This is a genomic window from Micromonospora sp. CNZ322 (assembly GCF_007827755.1).
This window is the reverse complement of sequence record NZ_VITD01000004.1, coordinates 330,358-346,627: the sequence shown is the minus strand read 5'-3', so window position 1 is coordinate 346,627 and position 16,270 is coordinate 330,358. Positions and strand designations below refer to the sequence as shown.

The 16,270-nt window shown below is 71.6% G+C and carries 11 protein-coding genes; 8 read left to right on the top strand and 3 right to left on the bottom strand.

Translation table 11 applies throughout. The features are described from left to right. Positions 1–5: 5 nt before the first annotated feature. Together FB453_RS12990 and FB453_RS12985 are read left to right on the top strand one after the other, a co-directional pair. The gene (locus tag FB453_RS12990; RefSeq protein ID WP_222431343.1) at positions 6–863 is read left to right on the top strand and encodes a carbohydrate ABC transporter permease; all 858 of its coding nucleotides are present in this window, start codon (positions 6–8) and stop codon (positions 861–863) included. After that, on the top strand, positions 860–1,888 hold the full coding sequence (locus FB453_RS12985) for a glycoside hydrolase family 43 protein (RefSeq protein WP_145790164.1): 1,029 nt from the start codon (positions 860–862) through the stop codon (positions 1,886–1,888). The genes FB453_RS12990 and FB453_RS12985 overlap by 4 nt, the downstream gene beginning before the upstream one ends. A 49-nt stretch (positions 1,889–1,937) precedes the next feature. On the opposite strand, the gene FB453_RS12980 is transcribed toward FB453_RS12985, so the two are convergent. Continuing rightward, positions 1,938–3,434, bottom strand: coding sequence for an amino acid permease (locus FB453_RS12980; protein ID WP_145790161.1), 1,497 nt, complete (start codon positions 3,432–3,434; stop codon positions 1,938–1,940). Positions 3,435–3,636: 202 nt separating this feature from the next. Here FB453_RS12980 and FB453_RS12975 point away from each other — a divergent pair, with 202 nt between their 5' ends. Together FB453_RS12975 and FB453_RS12970 are read left to right on the top strand one after the other, a co-directional pair. Beyond that, entirely contained in the window at positions 3,637–5,295 is a 1,659-nt protein-coding gene (locus FB453_RS12975) for a family 10 glycosylhydrolase (protein ID WP_145790159.1), read from the top strand. 179 nt (positions 5,296–5,474) lie between these two features. Beyond that, complete coding sequence (locus FB453_RS12970; RefSeq protein ID WP_145790157.1) at positions 5,475–6,011, top strand: phospholipase; 537 nt, start codon at positions 5,475–5,477, stop codon at positions 6,009–6,011. 197 nt (positions 6,012–6,208) lie between these two features. Here FB453_RS12970 and FB453_RS12965 read toward each other — a convergent pair whose 3' ends face one another. Both FB453_RS12965 and FB453_RS12960 read right to left on the bottom strand, forming a co-directional pair. Beyond that, a complete protein-coding gene (locus FB453_RS12965; RefSeq protein WP_145790155.1) occupies positions 6,209–9,049 on the bottom strand; it encodes a winged helix-turn-helix domain-containing protein in 2,841 nt (946 codons plus the stop codon). Positions 9,050–9,201: 152 nt separating this feature from the next. Next, complete coding sequence (locus FB453_RS12960) at positions 9,202–9,420, bottom strand: FmdB family zinc ribbon protein (protein ID WP_145790152.1); 219 nt, start codon at positions 9,418–9,420, stop codon at positions 9,202–9,204. Positions 9,421–9,457: 37 nt separating this feature from the next. Here FB453_RS12960 and FB453_RS12955 point away from each other — a divergent pair, with 37 nt between their 5' ends. From FB453_RS12955 to FB453_RS12940, 4 genes are all read left to right on the top strand, one after another. Next, on the top strand, positions 9,458–11,065 hold the full coding sequence (locus FB453_RS12955) for a lytic transglycosylase domain-containing protein (protein ID WP_145790150.1): 1,608 nt from the start codon (positions 9,458–9,460) through the stop codon (positions 11,063–11,065). Between the two features lie 72 nt (positions 11,066–11,137). Next, positions 11,138–12,154 (top strand): GNAT family N-acetyltransferase, encoded by a 1,017-nt coding sequence (locus FB453_RS12950; protein ID WP_145790394.1) that lies wholly within the window; start codon positions 11,138–11,140, stop codon positions 12,152–12,154. A 92-nt stretch (positions 12,155–12,246) separates the two neighbouring features. Continuing rightward, positions 12,247–15,525 (top strand): lamin tail domain-containing protein, encoded by a 3,279-nt coding sequence (locus FB453_RS12945; RefSeq protein WP_145790147.1) that lies wholly within the window; start codon positions 12,247–12,249, stop codon positions 15,523–15,525. A 169-nt stretch (positions 15,526–15,694) separates the two neighbouring features. Next, positions 15,695–16,264 carry a sigma-70 family RNA polymerase sigma factor gene (locus FB453_RS12940; protein WP_222431342.1) on the top strand — a complete coding sequence of 190 codons (570 nt, stop codon included), beginning with the start codon at positions 15,695–15,697 and terminating at the stop codon, positions 16,262–16,264. Positions 16,265–16,270: the final 6 nt, after the last annotated feature.

Sequence of the window (16,270 nt, the reverse complement as noted above, 5' to 3'; positions counted from 1 at the left end):
CCGCCATGACGACGCCCACGCCGACCACCGACGGCTCCACACCGGGGCTGCGCCGGGTCGGGCTCTACGCCACCCTGGTCGCCCTGGCCCTGATCTTCCTGACCCCGCTGGTGTGGATGGTCATCACCTCACTGAAGACCTACACCGCCGCCCAGCAGATCCCACCGAGCTGGCTGCCGAACCCGCTCGCCGGTTACGGCTACGAACAGATCCTCAACAACTCGGCGAACCCGGTGCTGCGGTGGTTCCTCAACAGCATGCTGGCCGCCACGCTGCACTCGGCGTTGGTGCTGGTGACCGCCTCGATGGCCGCGTACTCCCTGGCCCGGCTGCGGTTCCGCGGTCGCGGGGTGACCTTCGCCCTGATCGTCGGGACGCTGTTCATCCCGCCGACCTCGCTGATCATCCCGAACTTCCTGATCGTCGACCAGCTCAACTGGATCGACACCCTCGCCGTGGTGGTGGTGCCCGGCGCGGCCAGCGCGTTCGGAGTGTTCTTCCTGCGGCAGTTCTTCCTCTCGCTCCCGAACGAGTTGGAGGAGGCGGCCACGCTCGACGGCGCCAACCAGTGGCAGATCTTCTACAAGGTGGTGCTGCCGCTGTCCAGGCCAGCGCTGGCCACCCTGGCCGTGCTGTCGTTCCTCACCAACTGGAACGACTTCCTCTGGCCGATCTTCGTGCTGTTCAGCCCGGAGCAGCTCACCCTGCCGCCGGGCCTGGGCCTGCTCCAGGGCTCGTACGTCACCGACTACCCGGTGATCATGGCGGGCGCGGTGCTGGCCAGCCTGCCGGTGCTGGTCCTCTTCGTGCTGGCCCAGCGGCACATCATCCAGGGTGTCTCCCGCAGCGGTCTGAAGGGATGACGCGCGTTACCGCCCGGCGACGTGGCGCGGCGGCGATCGTTCTCGCCGCCGCGTTGCTCGTTGCGGGCTGCTCCGACGACACCGAACCCACCCCCACCACGAGCAGCGGGAGCGACTTCAGCATGTTCACCAACCCGGTCGTGAAGACGGACGCCCCGGACCCGCAGGCGATCCAGGTGGGCGACACCTGGTACCTGTTCCACACCAACTCCGGGGGCCGCAACGTCCCCGTGCTCACCTCGACGGATCTCGTCGACTGGACCGAGGCCGGTGACGCCCTGCCGGCGCTGCCGGACTGGGCGGACGCTGGCAAGACCTGGGCGCCGGAGGCGATCCAGCTCGCGCCGGACCGCTTCCTGCTCTACTACACCGTCGCCGGCCGGGAGTCGGGACGGCAGTGCATCGGGCGGGCGGTGGCCAGCGCCCCGCAGGGGCCGTACTCCGACGACGCGGCCGACCCGCTGATCTGCCAGGCCGAACTGGGCGGGGCGATCGACGCCAGCCCGTTCCGGGACACCGACGGCAGCCTCTGGCTGCTGTGGAAGAACGACGGCAACGCCATCGGGGTGGACACCTGGCTCTGGTCGCAGCGCCTCGCCGACGACGGCCTGACCCTCGTCGGTGAGCCGACGAAGCTGCTCAAGCAGACCGAGCCGTGGGAGGGCACCCTGATCGAGGGGCCGTTCTTCCACCGCCAGGACGGTCGGCTGCTGCTCTTCTTCGCCGCCAACGCCTACGACCGTGCCGAGTACGCCGAGGGCTACGCGGTGTGCGAGAGCCCGACCGGCCCGTGTGTGAAGGCCACCGAGAACCCGATCCTGAAGAGCAGCGAGGCCGCCTCGGGCCCCGGCCACGCGTCGATGGTGGTCAAGGACGGCCGGACCTGGCTGCTGTACCACGCCTGGCCGCCCGGCCAGGAGGGCAGCACCGACCCGGGTCGTCAGACCTGGCTGGACGAGGTCACCTGGGTCGACGGCAAGCCGGTCGTCAAGGGCCCGACGGCCACGCCGCAGCCCCGCCCCTGAGCTGGTCGTGCGGAGGAGCCCGGGACGGGGCCCCTCCGCACCTCGCAGGTCAGTCGGTCGGCTCGCGCGGAGCAGGGGCGACCGCCGGTTCGTGCTGGGCCAGCCGGTTGCGGCGGTGGCCGTAACCGAAGTAGATCACCGCGCCGAGCAGCATCCAGGCCAGGAACCGCAGCCAGGTCTCCACCGACAGGTTGAGCATCAGGTAGAAGCAGGCCAACGCCGAGACGATCGGCAGCACCGGTGAGAACGGCACTCGGAACGGCCGCTCCAGGTCCGGCCGCTTGCGGCGCAGGATCGGCACCGCCACCGACACGAGGACGAACGCACAGAGCGCGCCGATGCTGACCAGGTCGGCCAGCGCGGACAGCGGCAGGAAGCCGGCCAGCAGCGCGACCGCCACCGTCATGATCGCCGAGATCCGGTACGGGGTGCCCCAGCGCGGGTGCACCTTCGCGATCGAGGGCGGGATCAACCCGTCCCGGGCGATGGCGAAGCCGATCCGGCCCATCGCCACCAGGTCGACCAGGATGACGCTGGTCAGGCCCGCGACAGCGGCGATGGAGACCAGCACGGCCGCCCAGCCCGCGCCGACCGACTCGAAGGCCGACGCGATCGGGGCGCCCCGGTCGATCTCGGTGTACGGCACCATCCCGACCACCACCAGCGAGACGCCGATGTAGAGCACTGTGGAGATCAGCAGCGTGCCGAGCAGACCCAGGGTGAGGTCCCGCTTGGGCTTCCTCGTCTCCTCGCCCAGGTTGGCCACAGCCTCGAAGCCGGTGTACGCGAAGAAGACCACGGCGGCGGCGCTGAGCACCCCGACGAAGCCGAAGACCGACGGCTCCAGCCCGAAGAGCGCCTGCGTGACCGGCTGCTTGATGCCGTCGTCGCCGCTCCCTGCGGGCTCGGCCGGCGGGATGAACGGGGTGAGGTTGGCGGCCTTGACGAAGAACAGCCCGGCCACCACCACGAAGACGCAGATCGCCACCTTGACCAGCACCAGCAGGTTGGTGATCCGGGCGGATTCCCGGATACCGACGATCGCCACGATGCCGAGGATCAGCACGATGGCGATGGCGCCCACGTTGACAGTGCTGCCCTCCTCGCCAAACCAGCGGGTCGGCAGGTCGAGCAGTTCGGCGAGGTAGCCGGACCAGCCTCGGGCCACCACGGCGGCGCCGAGCGCGAACTCCAGCAGCAGGTCCCAGCCGATGATCCAGGCGACGATCTCGCCCATCGTGGCGTACGCGTAGGTGTAGGCGCTGCCGGCGGTCGGCACGCTGGAGGCCAGCTCGGCGTAACAGAGGGCGGCGAGCAGGGCCACCACGCCGGCGATGGCGAAGGAGATCACCACGCCCGGCCCGGCGCTGTCCCGGGCCTCGATCCCGGTGAGAGTGAAGATGCCGGTGCCGATCACGATGCCGATGCCGAAGCCGGTGAGGTCGACCGCGCCGAGCCGCCTCTTCAGCCCCAGCTGGCCGTCGCTGCCGTCCGCCTCACCCTGGGCTATCACGTCCTTGATTGGTTTTGTGCGCAGCACGGACACCCGGTCACCCCTCCCACCGTGCGACCACCTCCGTGGCGGCCGGTGACCGCCGTTGCTACCCACCGGCGCGATTGGTCAACCACGAACTCTTGCGGCGATGGCCAGATTGTGAAAATTTCCTACCAGCAACGCGGACATCGACGGCGAATCTTGCCGCGCACCGCGCGAAGCATCCGGGAGCCCCAACGAAGGGACACACCGCATGAAAGCCACCCGACTCGGAGTCGCCGGGCTGGTCGCAGCCCTGCTCGGCACGTTCGTCAGCGCCACCCCCGCGAGCGCCGCACCCAGCGCGGCCGACACCACCACCGCCACCTGCGCCACCGACCCCGCCACCCCGAAACGGCAGTTCCGGGCCATGTGGATCTCCTCGGTGGTCAACATCGACTGGCCCAGCAAGGCATCCCAGACCAGCCCGGATCGGATCGCGGCCCAGCAGGCCGAGTACCGCGAGCTGCTCGATCTCGCCGGGCGACTGCACCACAACGCCGTCGTGGTGCAGGTCCGGCCCACCGCCGACGCGCTCTGGCCCTCGCCGTACGAGCCCTGGTCGGAATATCTGACCGGGGTACGCGGTCAGGATCCGGGCTGGGACCCACTGGCCTTCCTGGTCGACGAGTCGCACAAGCGGAACCTGGAGTTCCACGCCTGGTTCAACCCGTACCGCGTCTCCATGCCGGCCCCCGGCGGCGCCGGCGCCGACCTCGCCCAGCTCGCCCCCGGCCACCCGGCGCAGCAGCACCCCGACTGGACCTTCGCCTACCCGCCGGCCGGCGTGGCCGGTAGCCGGCTCTACTACAACCCCGGAATTCCCGAGGTCCGCGAGTTCGTCCAGACCGCCATGATGGACGCCGTCAAGCGGTACGACATCGACGGCGTCCACTTCGACGACTACTTCTACCCCTACCCCAGCGGCACCCACCAGGTGCCGGACGACGCGACCTTCGCGGCCCACAACCGGGGCTTCACCGACCGGGCCGACTGGCGGCGGGACAACATCAACCTGCTGATCCAGGAGATGAACGGCAAGATCAAAGCGGCGAAGCCGTGGGTGAAGTTCGGCGTCAGCCCGTTCGGCATCTGGCGCAACAAGACCGCCGACCCGCTCGGTTCGGACACCACCGGCAGCCAGTCGTACGACATCATCTCCGCCGACACCCGCAAGTGGATCAAGCAGGAGTGGATCGACTACGTGGTGCCGCAGCTCTACTGGTACATCGGCCAGTACCCGGCCGCCGACTACGCGCGCCTCGTGCCGTGGTGGGCCGAGACGGTGCGCGGCACCCGCGTGCAGCTCTACATCGGCCAGGCGGACTACAAGAGCGGCGATCCGGCGTACGGGCCGTACTGGCAGAACCCGCGTGAGCTCTCCGACCACCTGACGCTCAACCGGTCGTACCCGGAGGTGCAGGGCAACGTGCACTTCTCCGCGGTGCAGGTTCGGGCCAACCGCCTCGGCGCCACCGACATCTACGCGGGCGAGCACTACTCCCGCCCGGCGCTGGTGCCGGCCATGCCCCACCTGCCGGCCCGGCCGCTGCTCTTCCCGGTGGTCAGCAAGGCGACCCGGCAGGCCGACGGGGTCCGGCTCACCTGGCGCCAGCCCGCCGACGGCGTCGGCCCGCTCGGCACCGCCACCTCGTACGCGATCTACCGCTTCGACGGCACCACGCTGCCCGGCAGGTGCGCCACGGCCGACGCCGCGCGCCTGGTCGACACCGTCCGGGCCACGCCCGGTGGCACCCAGTCCTGGGTGGACACCTCGGCCGAGCCCGGTCGGCGCTACACCTACCAGCTGACCGCCCTGGACCGGTCCGCCAACGAGAGCCCCGCCAGCCCGCCGGCATTCGTCCTGCGCTGACCGCCTCTCTGAATGCCCCGGACGCCTCGCGCGTCCGGGGCATTCGTCTGTTTCAACGTATGTCACCAATAGTTGGCGATGCGCATACCGCCTAGTTGATCAGCTGATCGACACTCATCGACATCCGGTAACCCGCCGGTAACTTCCGTCCCACCCGCTCACCCCCGCGGAGGTAACCCGTGCCCCGACGTCTCGCCACCCTGATCGCCTCGGGCGCGTTAGCGCTGCTCGCCACCCTCGCCATCGCCTCCCCCGCCGCCGCCGTCACCCCCGCCCAACGGCTCTCCGTGCTGTCCAGTTGGACCCAGACCAGCGCGTCCAGCTACAACTCGTGGAACAGCGCCCGGGTCAACCGGGCACCCTGGGCCGAGTACAACTTCAACTGGTCCACCGACTACTGCTCGTCCAGCCCGGACAACCCGCTCGGCTTCACCTTCAACCTGGGCTGCTACCGGCACGACTTCGGCTACCGCAACTACAAGGCGGTCGGCCAGTTCTCCGCCAACAAGTCCCGCCTCGACAGTGCCTTCTACGAGGACCTGAAGCGCGTCTGCACCACGTACAACTCGGTCGTACGGCCGGCCTGCTACAGCCTGGCCTGGACCTACTACCAGGCGGTCAGCATCTTCGGTTCGGTAGCGGCCGTCCAGCAGGCCGACATCGACCGCGCCGCCCGAATGAAGGCCCAAGCCGAAGCCAACGCCACAACCAACTAACCCCACCCCTCACCCCCACCCCCACCACCCCACCCCACCCCACCCGCGCCCGCGCCGCGCCGCGCCCGCACCGCGCGATCTTGCACTTTCGGTTGTCGGTTTGCCGCTTTGGGACCGTTATCTCACGACAGAAAGTGCAAGATCGCCGGGGTGGGGCAGGGCAGGGCGGGGCGGGGCAGGGCAGGGGGTGGGGTGGGTTAGGCGCGTTCGGTTCGGGTGGCTGGATGGCGGTCGGGGTCGGCGGGACGGCGGGGGGTTGGTTGGGACAGGCCGGTGCTGAAGCGGGTCGAGTCCGCCGCCAGGTCCGGGTGTTCCACGTCGAGTGCCAGCGCCGCGGCCTCGTCCAGCCCCAGCTCCGCACCCTCGCCGTACGCGTCGTCGAAGGCCGCGTCGCCCAGCACCGCGCGCAACTCCCCCTGCTGCTCGGCCCAGTAACCGCCGAAGATGCCGGGGGTGGCACGCATGCTCGCCCGGGTGGCCTGCGCGGCCCCGAACAGGCGGGCGGCGGTCAACCGCTCCCCGCCGATCGCGCAGCGCACCGCGACCGCGTTCAAGGTGTCGCACGCCCGCCCGTGGTAGCCGTGGCCCATCCGGGAGCGCAACGCCACCAGCAGATGCTCGTGTGCGGCGATCACGTCGCCGCGGGCCAGCGCGACCATGCCGAGCAGCATGTCCACCGAACGCCGGCCCCGCTCCACGGGCCGGACCGCCTCCACCGGACGTACCGCGCCCAGCAGTTCGGCCGCCTCTTCCAGGGCGCCCCGCCGCCAGAGCAGCTCGGCCAGGCTGAACACCGCGAACAGCGCCTCGCCGACGACGTCCTGCCCGTGCGCCCAGTCGATGACCTCCCGGCACACCCGCTCGGCCTCGACGAACTGCCCCATGTCCACCAGCGGCGCCGCCCGGCCGGCGAGGACCCGGGCCAACAACCCGGCGTCGCCGGCCTGACGGGCCGCCGCCTCCGCCCGCTGGGAGTAGCGCAGCTCCTCCGCGAACTCGCCGTCGGCGCTGGCATGCAGCGAATGCATGTGGTACGCCGCCGCCAGCTCCGCCTCCGGGATCCGCTCCCCCGTCTCGGCGATCCGCCCGTACAGCCGGAACAGCCACAGCCGGCCCTCCCGGGCCAGGCCCCGCTCCAGCCACCACTGGTCCAGCCCACCCGCCAGACCGAGACCGGCACGCGCGCTGCCGCCGGTGGCGCACCAGCGCAACGCGGCGCGCAGCTCCCCGGCCAGTGGATCGAGGGCATACAACGACAGCGTCACCGGCCGCCCGTCCTGGCCCAGGTGGGCCCGGTCCAAGGCGTGCGCCGACCAGGCCACGTGCCGGTCCCGAGCGGCCTGCTCCTCACCCGCCTCGGCCAACCGCCGCGCCGCGTACGCCCGGATGGGGTCGAGCATCCGGTAGGTGCTGCCGGCGGCACGCGGCTCGGCCAACACCATCGACTTGTCCACCAGGACCGAGAGCGGATCCAGCGGATCGTCACCCAGCAACCACTCCACAGTCGCCAGATCCACCGGGCCGGCGAAGACCGCCAGCCACCGCAGCAGGCGGGCGGCCCGGGGCCCCAGCGTCCGGTAGGACCAGGTGACGGTGGCCTGCATGGTCATATGTCGTTCGGTGGCCGAGCGCTGCACCGCTCGGCTCGCCGGCGTGGGCGGTGACGCCCCGGCCGCCGCCGCGACCAGGTCCACGGTGTCCTGCTGGTTGCCGGACCAACCCCGCTCCACCGGCGGCGGATCCGGGTCCTCCCGGCCGGCGTCCAGGGTGCCGAGGACGTCGTCCAGCCGCTCGGCGAGCTGGCCGACGGAGAGCACCCGCAGCCGGGCGGCGGCCAACTCGATGGCGAGAGGCAGACCGTCCAACCGCTGCACGACCCGGCGCAGGTCGGCGGACTCGGCCGGGTCGGGCTGCCGACCACCGCGCGCCGCCGCCGTACGGTCCAGCAGCAGCGCCACCGCGTCGCTCTCCGCACCGTCCGCCCGCGGGTCGACCGAGAGCGGCGGAATCCGCCACACCACCTCGCCGGGCAGGCTGAACGACTCGCGACTGGTGGCCAGCACCCGTACGCCGCCCCCGCCGGACAGCAGACGCGCGATCACCTCTGCGCAGGCGGCCGGTTGGGTGTCGCAGGTATCCAGTACGACAAGCATCCGGCGGCCGGCCGCGTACTCGACGAGGGTGTCCAGCATCGGCCGGCCCGGCTCGGGACGCAGGCCGAGCACGGCGGCGATGGCGAACGCCACCAGCCCCGGGTCGGTCACCGAGGCGATGTCGACGAACCAGACCCCGTCCGGGTACGCCTCGACAACTCCGCTGGCCAGCTCCACCGCGAGCCGGGTCTTGCCCGCGCCGCCGGCGCCCAGCACGGTGACCAGGCGGTGTTGACGCACCAGCAGGCCCAACTCGATGCGCTCGGCCTGCCGGCCGACGAACGAGGTCACCTGGGTGGGCAGGTTGTGCGCCACCGCGTCGGCGGTGCGGGGCCGGGGGAACTGCCGCTCCAGACCCGGGGCGACCAGTTGGAACAGTCGTTCCCGGTCGTCGAAGCCGCGCAGTCGGTGCAGGCCCAGGTCGAGCAGAGTCGCACCCGGCGGCATCGGCTCGGCCCGCCGTGCGGTGGACGCGGTGCAGAGCACCTGCCCGCCGTGCGCGGCGGCCGCCACCCGGGCAGCCCGGTGCACCTCGGGGCTGGCGTACTCGCCGTCGCGTGGCTCGGCATAGCCGGTGTGCAGGCCCATCCGCACCCGGGGCGCGGCCTCGGAGGTGGGCCAGTCGTGGCTGGACAGTGCCCGCTGGGCGGTCAGGCACGCGGTCATCGCCGCGGTCGCTTCCTCGAAGGCCAGGAAGAACGAATCGCCCTCGGTCAGCAGCTCCGCGCCACCCGTGCTGGCCAGCGTGCAGCGCAGCAGCCGTCGATGCTCGGCGAGCACCGGGCGGTAGTCCGGGCCGAGCAGCTGAGCCAGCCGGGTCGAGCCCTCGATATCGGTAAATACGAAGGTCACCCAACCGCTCGGGAGCTGGATCCGTGGCGACATGCGAGGAACCTCCGCCCGTGACGTCGGGTTCATGCTGCCTGAATCCGAACGATCACACATCGTGAGAACGGCCGGGCAAGTGCCGCCTCAACGTGCCACTCGGACCCGCTCCCGGCAAGGCCGGCCCACCAGGCGGCGCCGAATTGGCCCGATCAGCAGCCGCAGGCGCCGCCGCAGCAGCCACCACCACCAGCGGGTGCCGGGGCACCACCGGCACCACCACTGCGGCCGGTGACCGCGACCGCGGAAAGAAGCTTGACCGTGTCGGCGTGTCCCTGTGGGCAGCTGGCCGGCTCACCGGCCGCCGCCATCGAACGGTTGACCTCGAAGGTGTCGCCGCAGGCGCGGCAGCGGAACTCGTACCGGGGCATGGCACCCAGGGTACGTGGATCTGGCGGTTCGCGGAGCATGGGTGATACTCGACAGGTGGTGGACGGCGAGGACGACACGCGTGTGCAACCGTTACGACCGGCCGCGCCGCTGGACGGGCCGCTCGAAGGCTCAGGGGCTGCGCCCGACCCGGTGCGCAAGGTGCCCCGCCCCCGCCGCCCCTGGCTGAGCGGGCGTTCCGCGGGTGCGCCGACCACGCCGCCAGCCACCACGCCAGCGGCCACCGCGCCGGCTCCGCCAGCGGCCAAGCCCACCGCGTCCGACTCCGCCGGGTCCGAACCGGACGCGAGCGCCACCGGCACGAAGGTTCCGGCCGAACCCGTCCCGGCGGCCGCAAGCCCAGCAGCCGCCCCCCAGGCCGCGGCACCCAAGGCCGAGGCCGCGAAGGCCGAGATTGGTAAAGCCGAGGACCTCAAGGCCGACGCTGCAAAACCCGAGGACCAGAAGACCGACACCCTCAAGGCCGAGGACGCGAAGGCCGACGCCCCCAAGGCCGACGCCGCGAAAGCCGACGACGCGAAAGCCGATGCCTCGAAGGCGGACGGCAGCGCCAGCGGCTCGTCCGCGTCGAAGTCAGCCGGGGCGTCGAGCGCCGACACGCCAGCCGACGACGCGAAGACCGGTGCCGCGGGGCCGGCGAAGACCACTGTGGATGAGATCCCGGTCGTGCCGGCGTCCGACCCGGCCCGCCGGCGGCGGGTGCAGTTCGCGCACGCGGTACGTCTGCCGCCGCGCCGGGCGGCGGCCGCCGCAGCCCGGGCGACCCGCGCCTGGGCGCGCCGGCCGAGCGGTCGACTGACCCTGCCGGGCGTCTTCCTGCTGGCGCTGGTGGCCGCGACCGCAGCGGCGGGAGCGCTGCTCGTACCGGCCGCGATCCGCGCACCGCGCCCAGTGGCGGTCGACGCCTCGGCCACGCCGAGCGGGATCGCCGCGCCGGGGCTGCCGTCCGGCCTGCCCACCAGCCCGCTGCCCACCGGGCCGCTGCCGACCCTGCCGCTGCCCACCGGCGGGTTGCCCGGCAACGGGCTGCCGACCGGGTCGGTGATCGGTGGCCGACCGTCGGACGCCCTGGCCGGCTGGGCGCAGCAGGTCGGTGCCAAGGTCGGCGTCCCGGCGGTCGCCATGCAGGCGTACGGCTACGCCGAACTGGTGCTCGCCCAGACCAACCGCAGCTGTGCGCTGAGCTGGACCACGCTGGCCGCGATCGGTCAGGTCGAATCGGGACACGGCTCGGCCAACGGCGCGCGGTTGGGGCAGGACGGCAAGGCGGTGCCCAACATCATCGGGCTGCCGCTGGACGGGAAGGAGGGTCGGATGCGGATCATCGACACCGACCGTGGGGCGCTTGACGGGGACTCGACCCTCGACCGCGCCATCGGGCCGATGCAGTTCATCCCGACCACCTGGCAGGAGATCGGCGCGGACGCGGACAACGACGGCCGCAAGGACCCGCACGACCTGGACGACGCCGCCCTGGCAGCGGGGAATTACCTCTGCAAGGGCGGCCGAAACCTGAGCATCGCGGGCGACTGGTGGAACGCGATCCTCTCCTACAACGACGTACGGCGGTACGCCCAGGACGTCTACGACACCGCGAACCGGTACGGACGGGCCAGTCGGTCATGAAGTGATCGTCTCGATACGTTGGAGAACTGGACACTTCCCCCGGGCCTCTGTTAGCGGCAAGCTAGACGGGTGATGGTGCGCGAGTGGGACCCCAGGACCGCGTCGTCCGCCGAGATCGCGTCGCTGTTGGCCACGCTGAACGCGGTTCTGGCGGCCGATCTGCCGCAGGATCCGCCCTGGCGGGAGGCTTCGCTGCGGGAGTACCTCGCCGAGGTGATGCCCGGCGAGCGGCGGATTTCCTGGATCGCCCAGGCCGAGCCGACCGCCCCGGGCGACACGGGCGAGGTGATCGGCCAGGTGCACGTACTCCTTCTGGGTGACATCGGCGTGCTCGAGGTGCTGGTGCACCCGTCCGCCCGGCGCACCGGCCTCGGCCGTGACCTGGTGCTGCGCGCCGCACGCCGGGTCTATCAGGAGGGCTTCCAGTCGATCGGGGTCGAGGTCGTCGGCGACACGCCGGCGGTCGGGTTCTACGAGTCGCTCGGCTTCAACCGGGAGTACGTGGAGACGCGCAGCGTGCTCGACCTGACCGCGGTGGACTGGGCCGAGCTGGCCGAGATGGCCACCGGCATCAGCGCGGGCTACCAGCTGCAGTTCTTTCCGGGCGGGCCGCCGGACGACCTGATCGAGGCGTACGCGCGGGCCAAGGCCGAGGTGCGCGACGTCGACGACGGTGAGCTGCGCCCCAGCTCCTACGACCCGGAGCGGCTGCGGGACAGCCTCGACACGCTGCACCGGCGGGGCATGAAGCCGTACATCGTGCTCGCCCGGCACGACCAGAGCGGCGAGGTGGCCGGCCTGACCGAGGTGGTGGTGCCGGCGCAGCACCCGACCCGCGCCGACCAGTACGACACGATCGTCGCGCAGGATCACCGGGGTTACGGCATCGATCGGGCGATCAAGGCCCGGATGCTGCTGGAGTTGCGCTCCGCCGAGCCGGAGCTGATCGAGGTGCAGACCTGGAACGCGCAGGCCAACGAGGCGATGTTGAAGGTCAACGCGGAGCTGGGCTACCGCCCCGACCGGGACTGGTGCGAATACAGCGTCGACGTCGCTGAGCTGGTGCACCGCCTCGATCCGCCGCGCTGAGAAATTCACGAAACTGTCCATTAGGGGATGGACGGTGGACAGTCGCGCACCTTAACGTGCGTTGACCCCCATCCACCCATCGTGGAGGCCCTATGCGCCCGCGCCGCTCAATCGCCGCGCTCGCGACCGCCACCGCCGCCGTGACCGTCACGGCGCTCGGCGTCGCACCCACCGCGGCCAGCGCCGCACCCACCGACCTGTTCATCTCGGAGTACGTCGAGGGTTCGTCGAACAACAAGGCGATCGAGTTGTTCAACGGCACGGGCGCCGCCGTCGACCTGGCGGCCGGTGGCTACCAGTTGCAGCTCTACTTCAACGGCTCCACCACGGCCACCACGATCGCCCTGACCGGCAGCGTGGCGGCCGGCGACGCGTTCGTGTTCGCCAGCGCCTCGGCCGGGGCCGCCATCCTCGCCCAGGCCGACCAGACCACCGGGGCGAGCCTCTTCAACGGTGACGACGCGATCGTGCTGCGCCGGGGCACCACAGTGCTCGACTCGATCGGCCAGGTGGGCGTCGACCCGGGCACCGAGTGGGGCGCCGGCGTCACCAGCACCGCTGACAACACACTGCGCCGACTGCCGAACGTGACCGCCGGTGACACCGACCCGTCGGACGCGTTCGACCCCGCCACGCAGTGGGCCGGTTTCCCCGTCGACACGTTCGACGGGCTGGGCGCGCACACCGTGGACGGCGGTGGCCCGGTCGACGTGCCGGCCACGCTGACCTGTGGCGGGCCGCTGGTCACCGCCGCCGGCACGGCCGCGAGCCGCGAGGTGACCGCCGCCGACCTCGACGACACGATCGTCGACCTGGCGGTGACCGCGATCAGCCCGAGCCCGACCTCCGGCTCGATCACCCGTACCGCGTTCACCCCCGCCGACGGGGCGGGCGGCACCGCCCGCGCCACGGTCGGCGTGAGCGCCGACCTCGCCGCCGGGGCGTACACAGTCACCCTCACCGCGACCGACACGGGCGGTGGCACCGCGAGCTGCGCGCTCGCCGTGCAGGTGACCCGGGAGCTGACCGTCGGCGAGGTGCAGGGTCCGACCACCGACACCGAGTCCGGTCCGAGCGACCGGTCACCGCTCGCACCGGCGAGCGGCAACGGCACGAGCAGCACGCTGTACGACGTACGCGGCGTGATCACGCAGTTGACCCTGGCCCGCACCTCGGCCGGGGCGGAGCAGCACGGCTTCTTCCTGCAGAGCCGTGTCGGTGACACCGACGGCGACCCGACCAGCTCCGACGGCATCTTCGTGTTCATGGGCACGTTCACCTCGCTGATCGGCGGTTACGTGCCGACGGTCGGCGACGAGGTGGTGCTGCGGGCCCGGGTGTCGGAGTACTTCAACTTCACCCAGCTCTCCGGCGCGTCGCTGGTCCGCCGGATCGGCGGTGGGCTGGTCGTGGACACCGCGGTCGCGGTGGCCGACGCGGTGCCGCCGGCAGTGCTGACCGACGCGCAGCGCTTCTGGGAGCGGCACGAGGGCTCCCGGATGCGGGTACGCGCGGGCAGCGGCGCGGTGAGCGGCCGGGACGTCTTCTCCTCCACCGCCGACGCGGAGCTGTGGGTGGTCGACCGCGACGACCCGCTGCTGGACCGCACCGACCCGTACTCCCGGCGGGTCTTCCGGGATTCGCACCCGCTGGACAACGACCCGACCCGCCTCTTCGACGACGGCAACGGCCAGCGGACGCTGCTCGGCAGCATGGGCGTGAAGGCCACCGCCGGGGACAGCGCCGCGCTGCTCCCGCCGGCGCACACCTTCGACACGCTGCGGGCGGACGCGGTGGGCGGGGTCTACTACTCGTTCGAGAAGTACGGCGTCCAGGTCGAGCGGGCGGAGTTCGCCGCCGGGGCCGACCCGTCGAAGAACAACCCGCCCAAGCCGGCCGACCGGTCGCAGGAGGTGGCCGTGGCCACCTACAACGTGGAGAACCTGTACGACTACCGCGATGACCCGTTCGACGGCTGCGACTTCGCCGGTAACGCCGGCTGCGTGGGCGTCGACCCGCCGTTCGACTACGTCCCAAGCAGCGAGGCGGAGTACCGCGAGCAACTGGCCGCGCTCGCCGACCAGATCGTCACCGACCTGCACGCACCGGACCTGATCCTGGTGCAGGAGGCCGAGGACCAGGACATCTGCACGGTCTCCGCTGCGGCGCTGAGCTGCGGCGACACCAACAACGCCGATGGTGCTCCGGACAGCATCCAGGAGTTGGCGCTGACGGTCGCGGCGGCCGGTGGGCCCGCGTACGCCGCCGCCTATGACCGGACCGGCGCGGACGCCCGCGGTATCACAGCGGCCTTCCTGTACCGCACGGACCGGGTGTCGCTGGCGGCCGCGACGGCGGCGGACCCCCTGCTGGGGTCGGCACCGACCGTCCAGTACCGGGCTGCGGGGTTGCCGGCCAACGCCGACGTGCAGAACCCGAAGGCCCTCAACGCGGTGTTGCCGGCGGATGTGGACACCTCGACCGGTCGGGACGGGAGCAACGTCTTCACCCGTGCCCCGCAGTTGGGCAAGTTCAGCGTGGCCGCAGCGCCCGGCTCGACCGAGCGGTTCACCCTGTACGCGCTCAGCAACCACTACTCCTCCGGCCCGGACAGCCGGGTCGGGCAGCGGCGGGAGCAGGCGCGTTACGGCGCGGCGATTGTGACCGCGATCGAGGCGGCCGACCAGACCGCCCGGGTGGTCTACGGCGGGGACCTGAACGTGTTCCCCCGCCCGGACGATCCCATCGCCACCGGCGAGCAGCCCACGCCATCGGACCAGCTCGCCCCGCTCTACGAGGCGGGCCTGCACAACCTGTGGGACAACCTCGTCGCGGACGTGCCGGCCTCGGCCTACTCGTACAGCTTCGAGGGGCAGGCGCAGACACTCGACCACCTGTTCGTCAACGACGCGTTCTACGGCGACCTGGTGCAGGTACGGGCAGCGCACATCAACGCCGACTGGCCGGCGGAGTTCGCCGGTGACGGGTCACGCGGTTCCAGTGACCACGACCCGCAGGTGGCCCGGTTCCGGTCCCGAGCGTCGTTGACAGTGGCCGACACGGCGGTGGCCGAGGGCAACCAGGGCACCCGGCAGCTCACCTTCACCGCCACCGTGTCCCGGCCGCTGTCCCAGTCGGTGCTGCTCTGCGCCGCCACCGTCGGCCTCACGGCGCAGGCGGGCTCGGACTTCGACCCGTACGCCGGCTGCAAGGTGTTGGCCGCCGGGCAGACGTCGGTGGCGTTCCCGGTGTCGGTGCGCGGTGACCGCAAGCGGGAGTCGGACGAGAAGTTGACGCTGCTGGTGGCCGGCGTGCCCGGCCTGCGGCTGGCTGATCCACTCGCGACCGGAACGATCACCAACGACGACTGACGGTTTCCGCTCAGCCGCGCGTGATCGCGCTCGATCCAGGATGTAGTGGCCTCCGCGGACCAGGAGGCCACTACATCCGCGTTTCGGCATGACCTTGCCCCGGGACGTAACACAGTGCCGCCGCCGAGCCAATGAAGGGGTGTAAGGACGGCCAACGAGAGGACGGCCTGTGACTATCCCGAGCCCAGGCGGGGATGGCCTGGCGGCCATCGGCGCGGACCCCGAGGCGTTCGAGCGGTTCTACCGGCGGCACGTCGAGACGATCAGCCGGTTCGTCGCCCGTCGTGTTGACGACCCCCACACTGCCGCCGATCTCACGGCCGAGGTGTTCCTCGCGGTGATTGACAGTGCGACCGGTTACCGGCCGGAGCGGGGCAGCGAGTTGGGCTGGCTCTTCGGCGTGGCTCGCAACGTCATCGCGGCCGAACATCGGCGGGCGACCCGACTCCTGCGGGCCAGCGGTCGCATAGCGGGACGACGGCTGCTCGATGCCGACGACATCGCCCGGATCGAGGAACGCATCGACGCCGAGGCGCTGGCCCGCCGCACCTACCAGGCGCTGCGCGGCCTACCGGAGCGCACCCGCACCCTGTTGGAACTCGTCGCCGTCGACGGCCTGTCCGTGGCGGACGCCGCCGACGCGCTCGGCATCTCCCCGGTCGCAGCCCGGGTCCGCGTGCACCGGGCGCGCCGCGCGGTACGCCTCGCGCTCGCACAGTCCGAATCCGCACTCGTCTGATCGGAG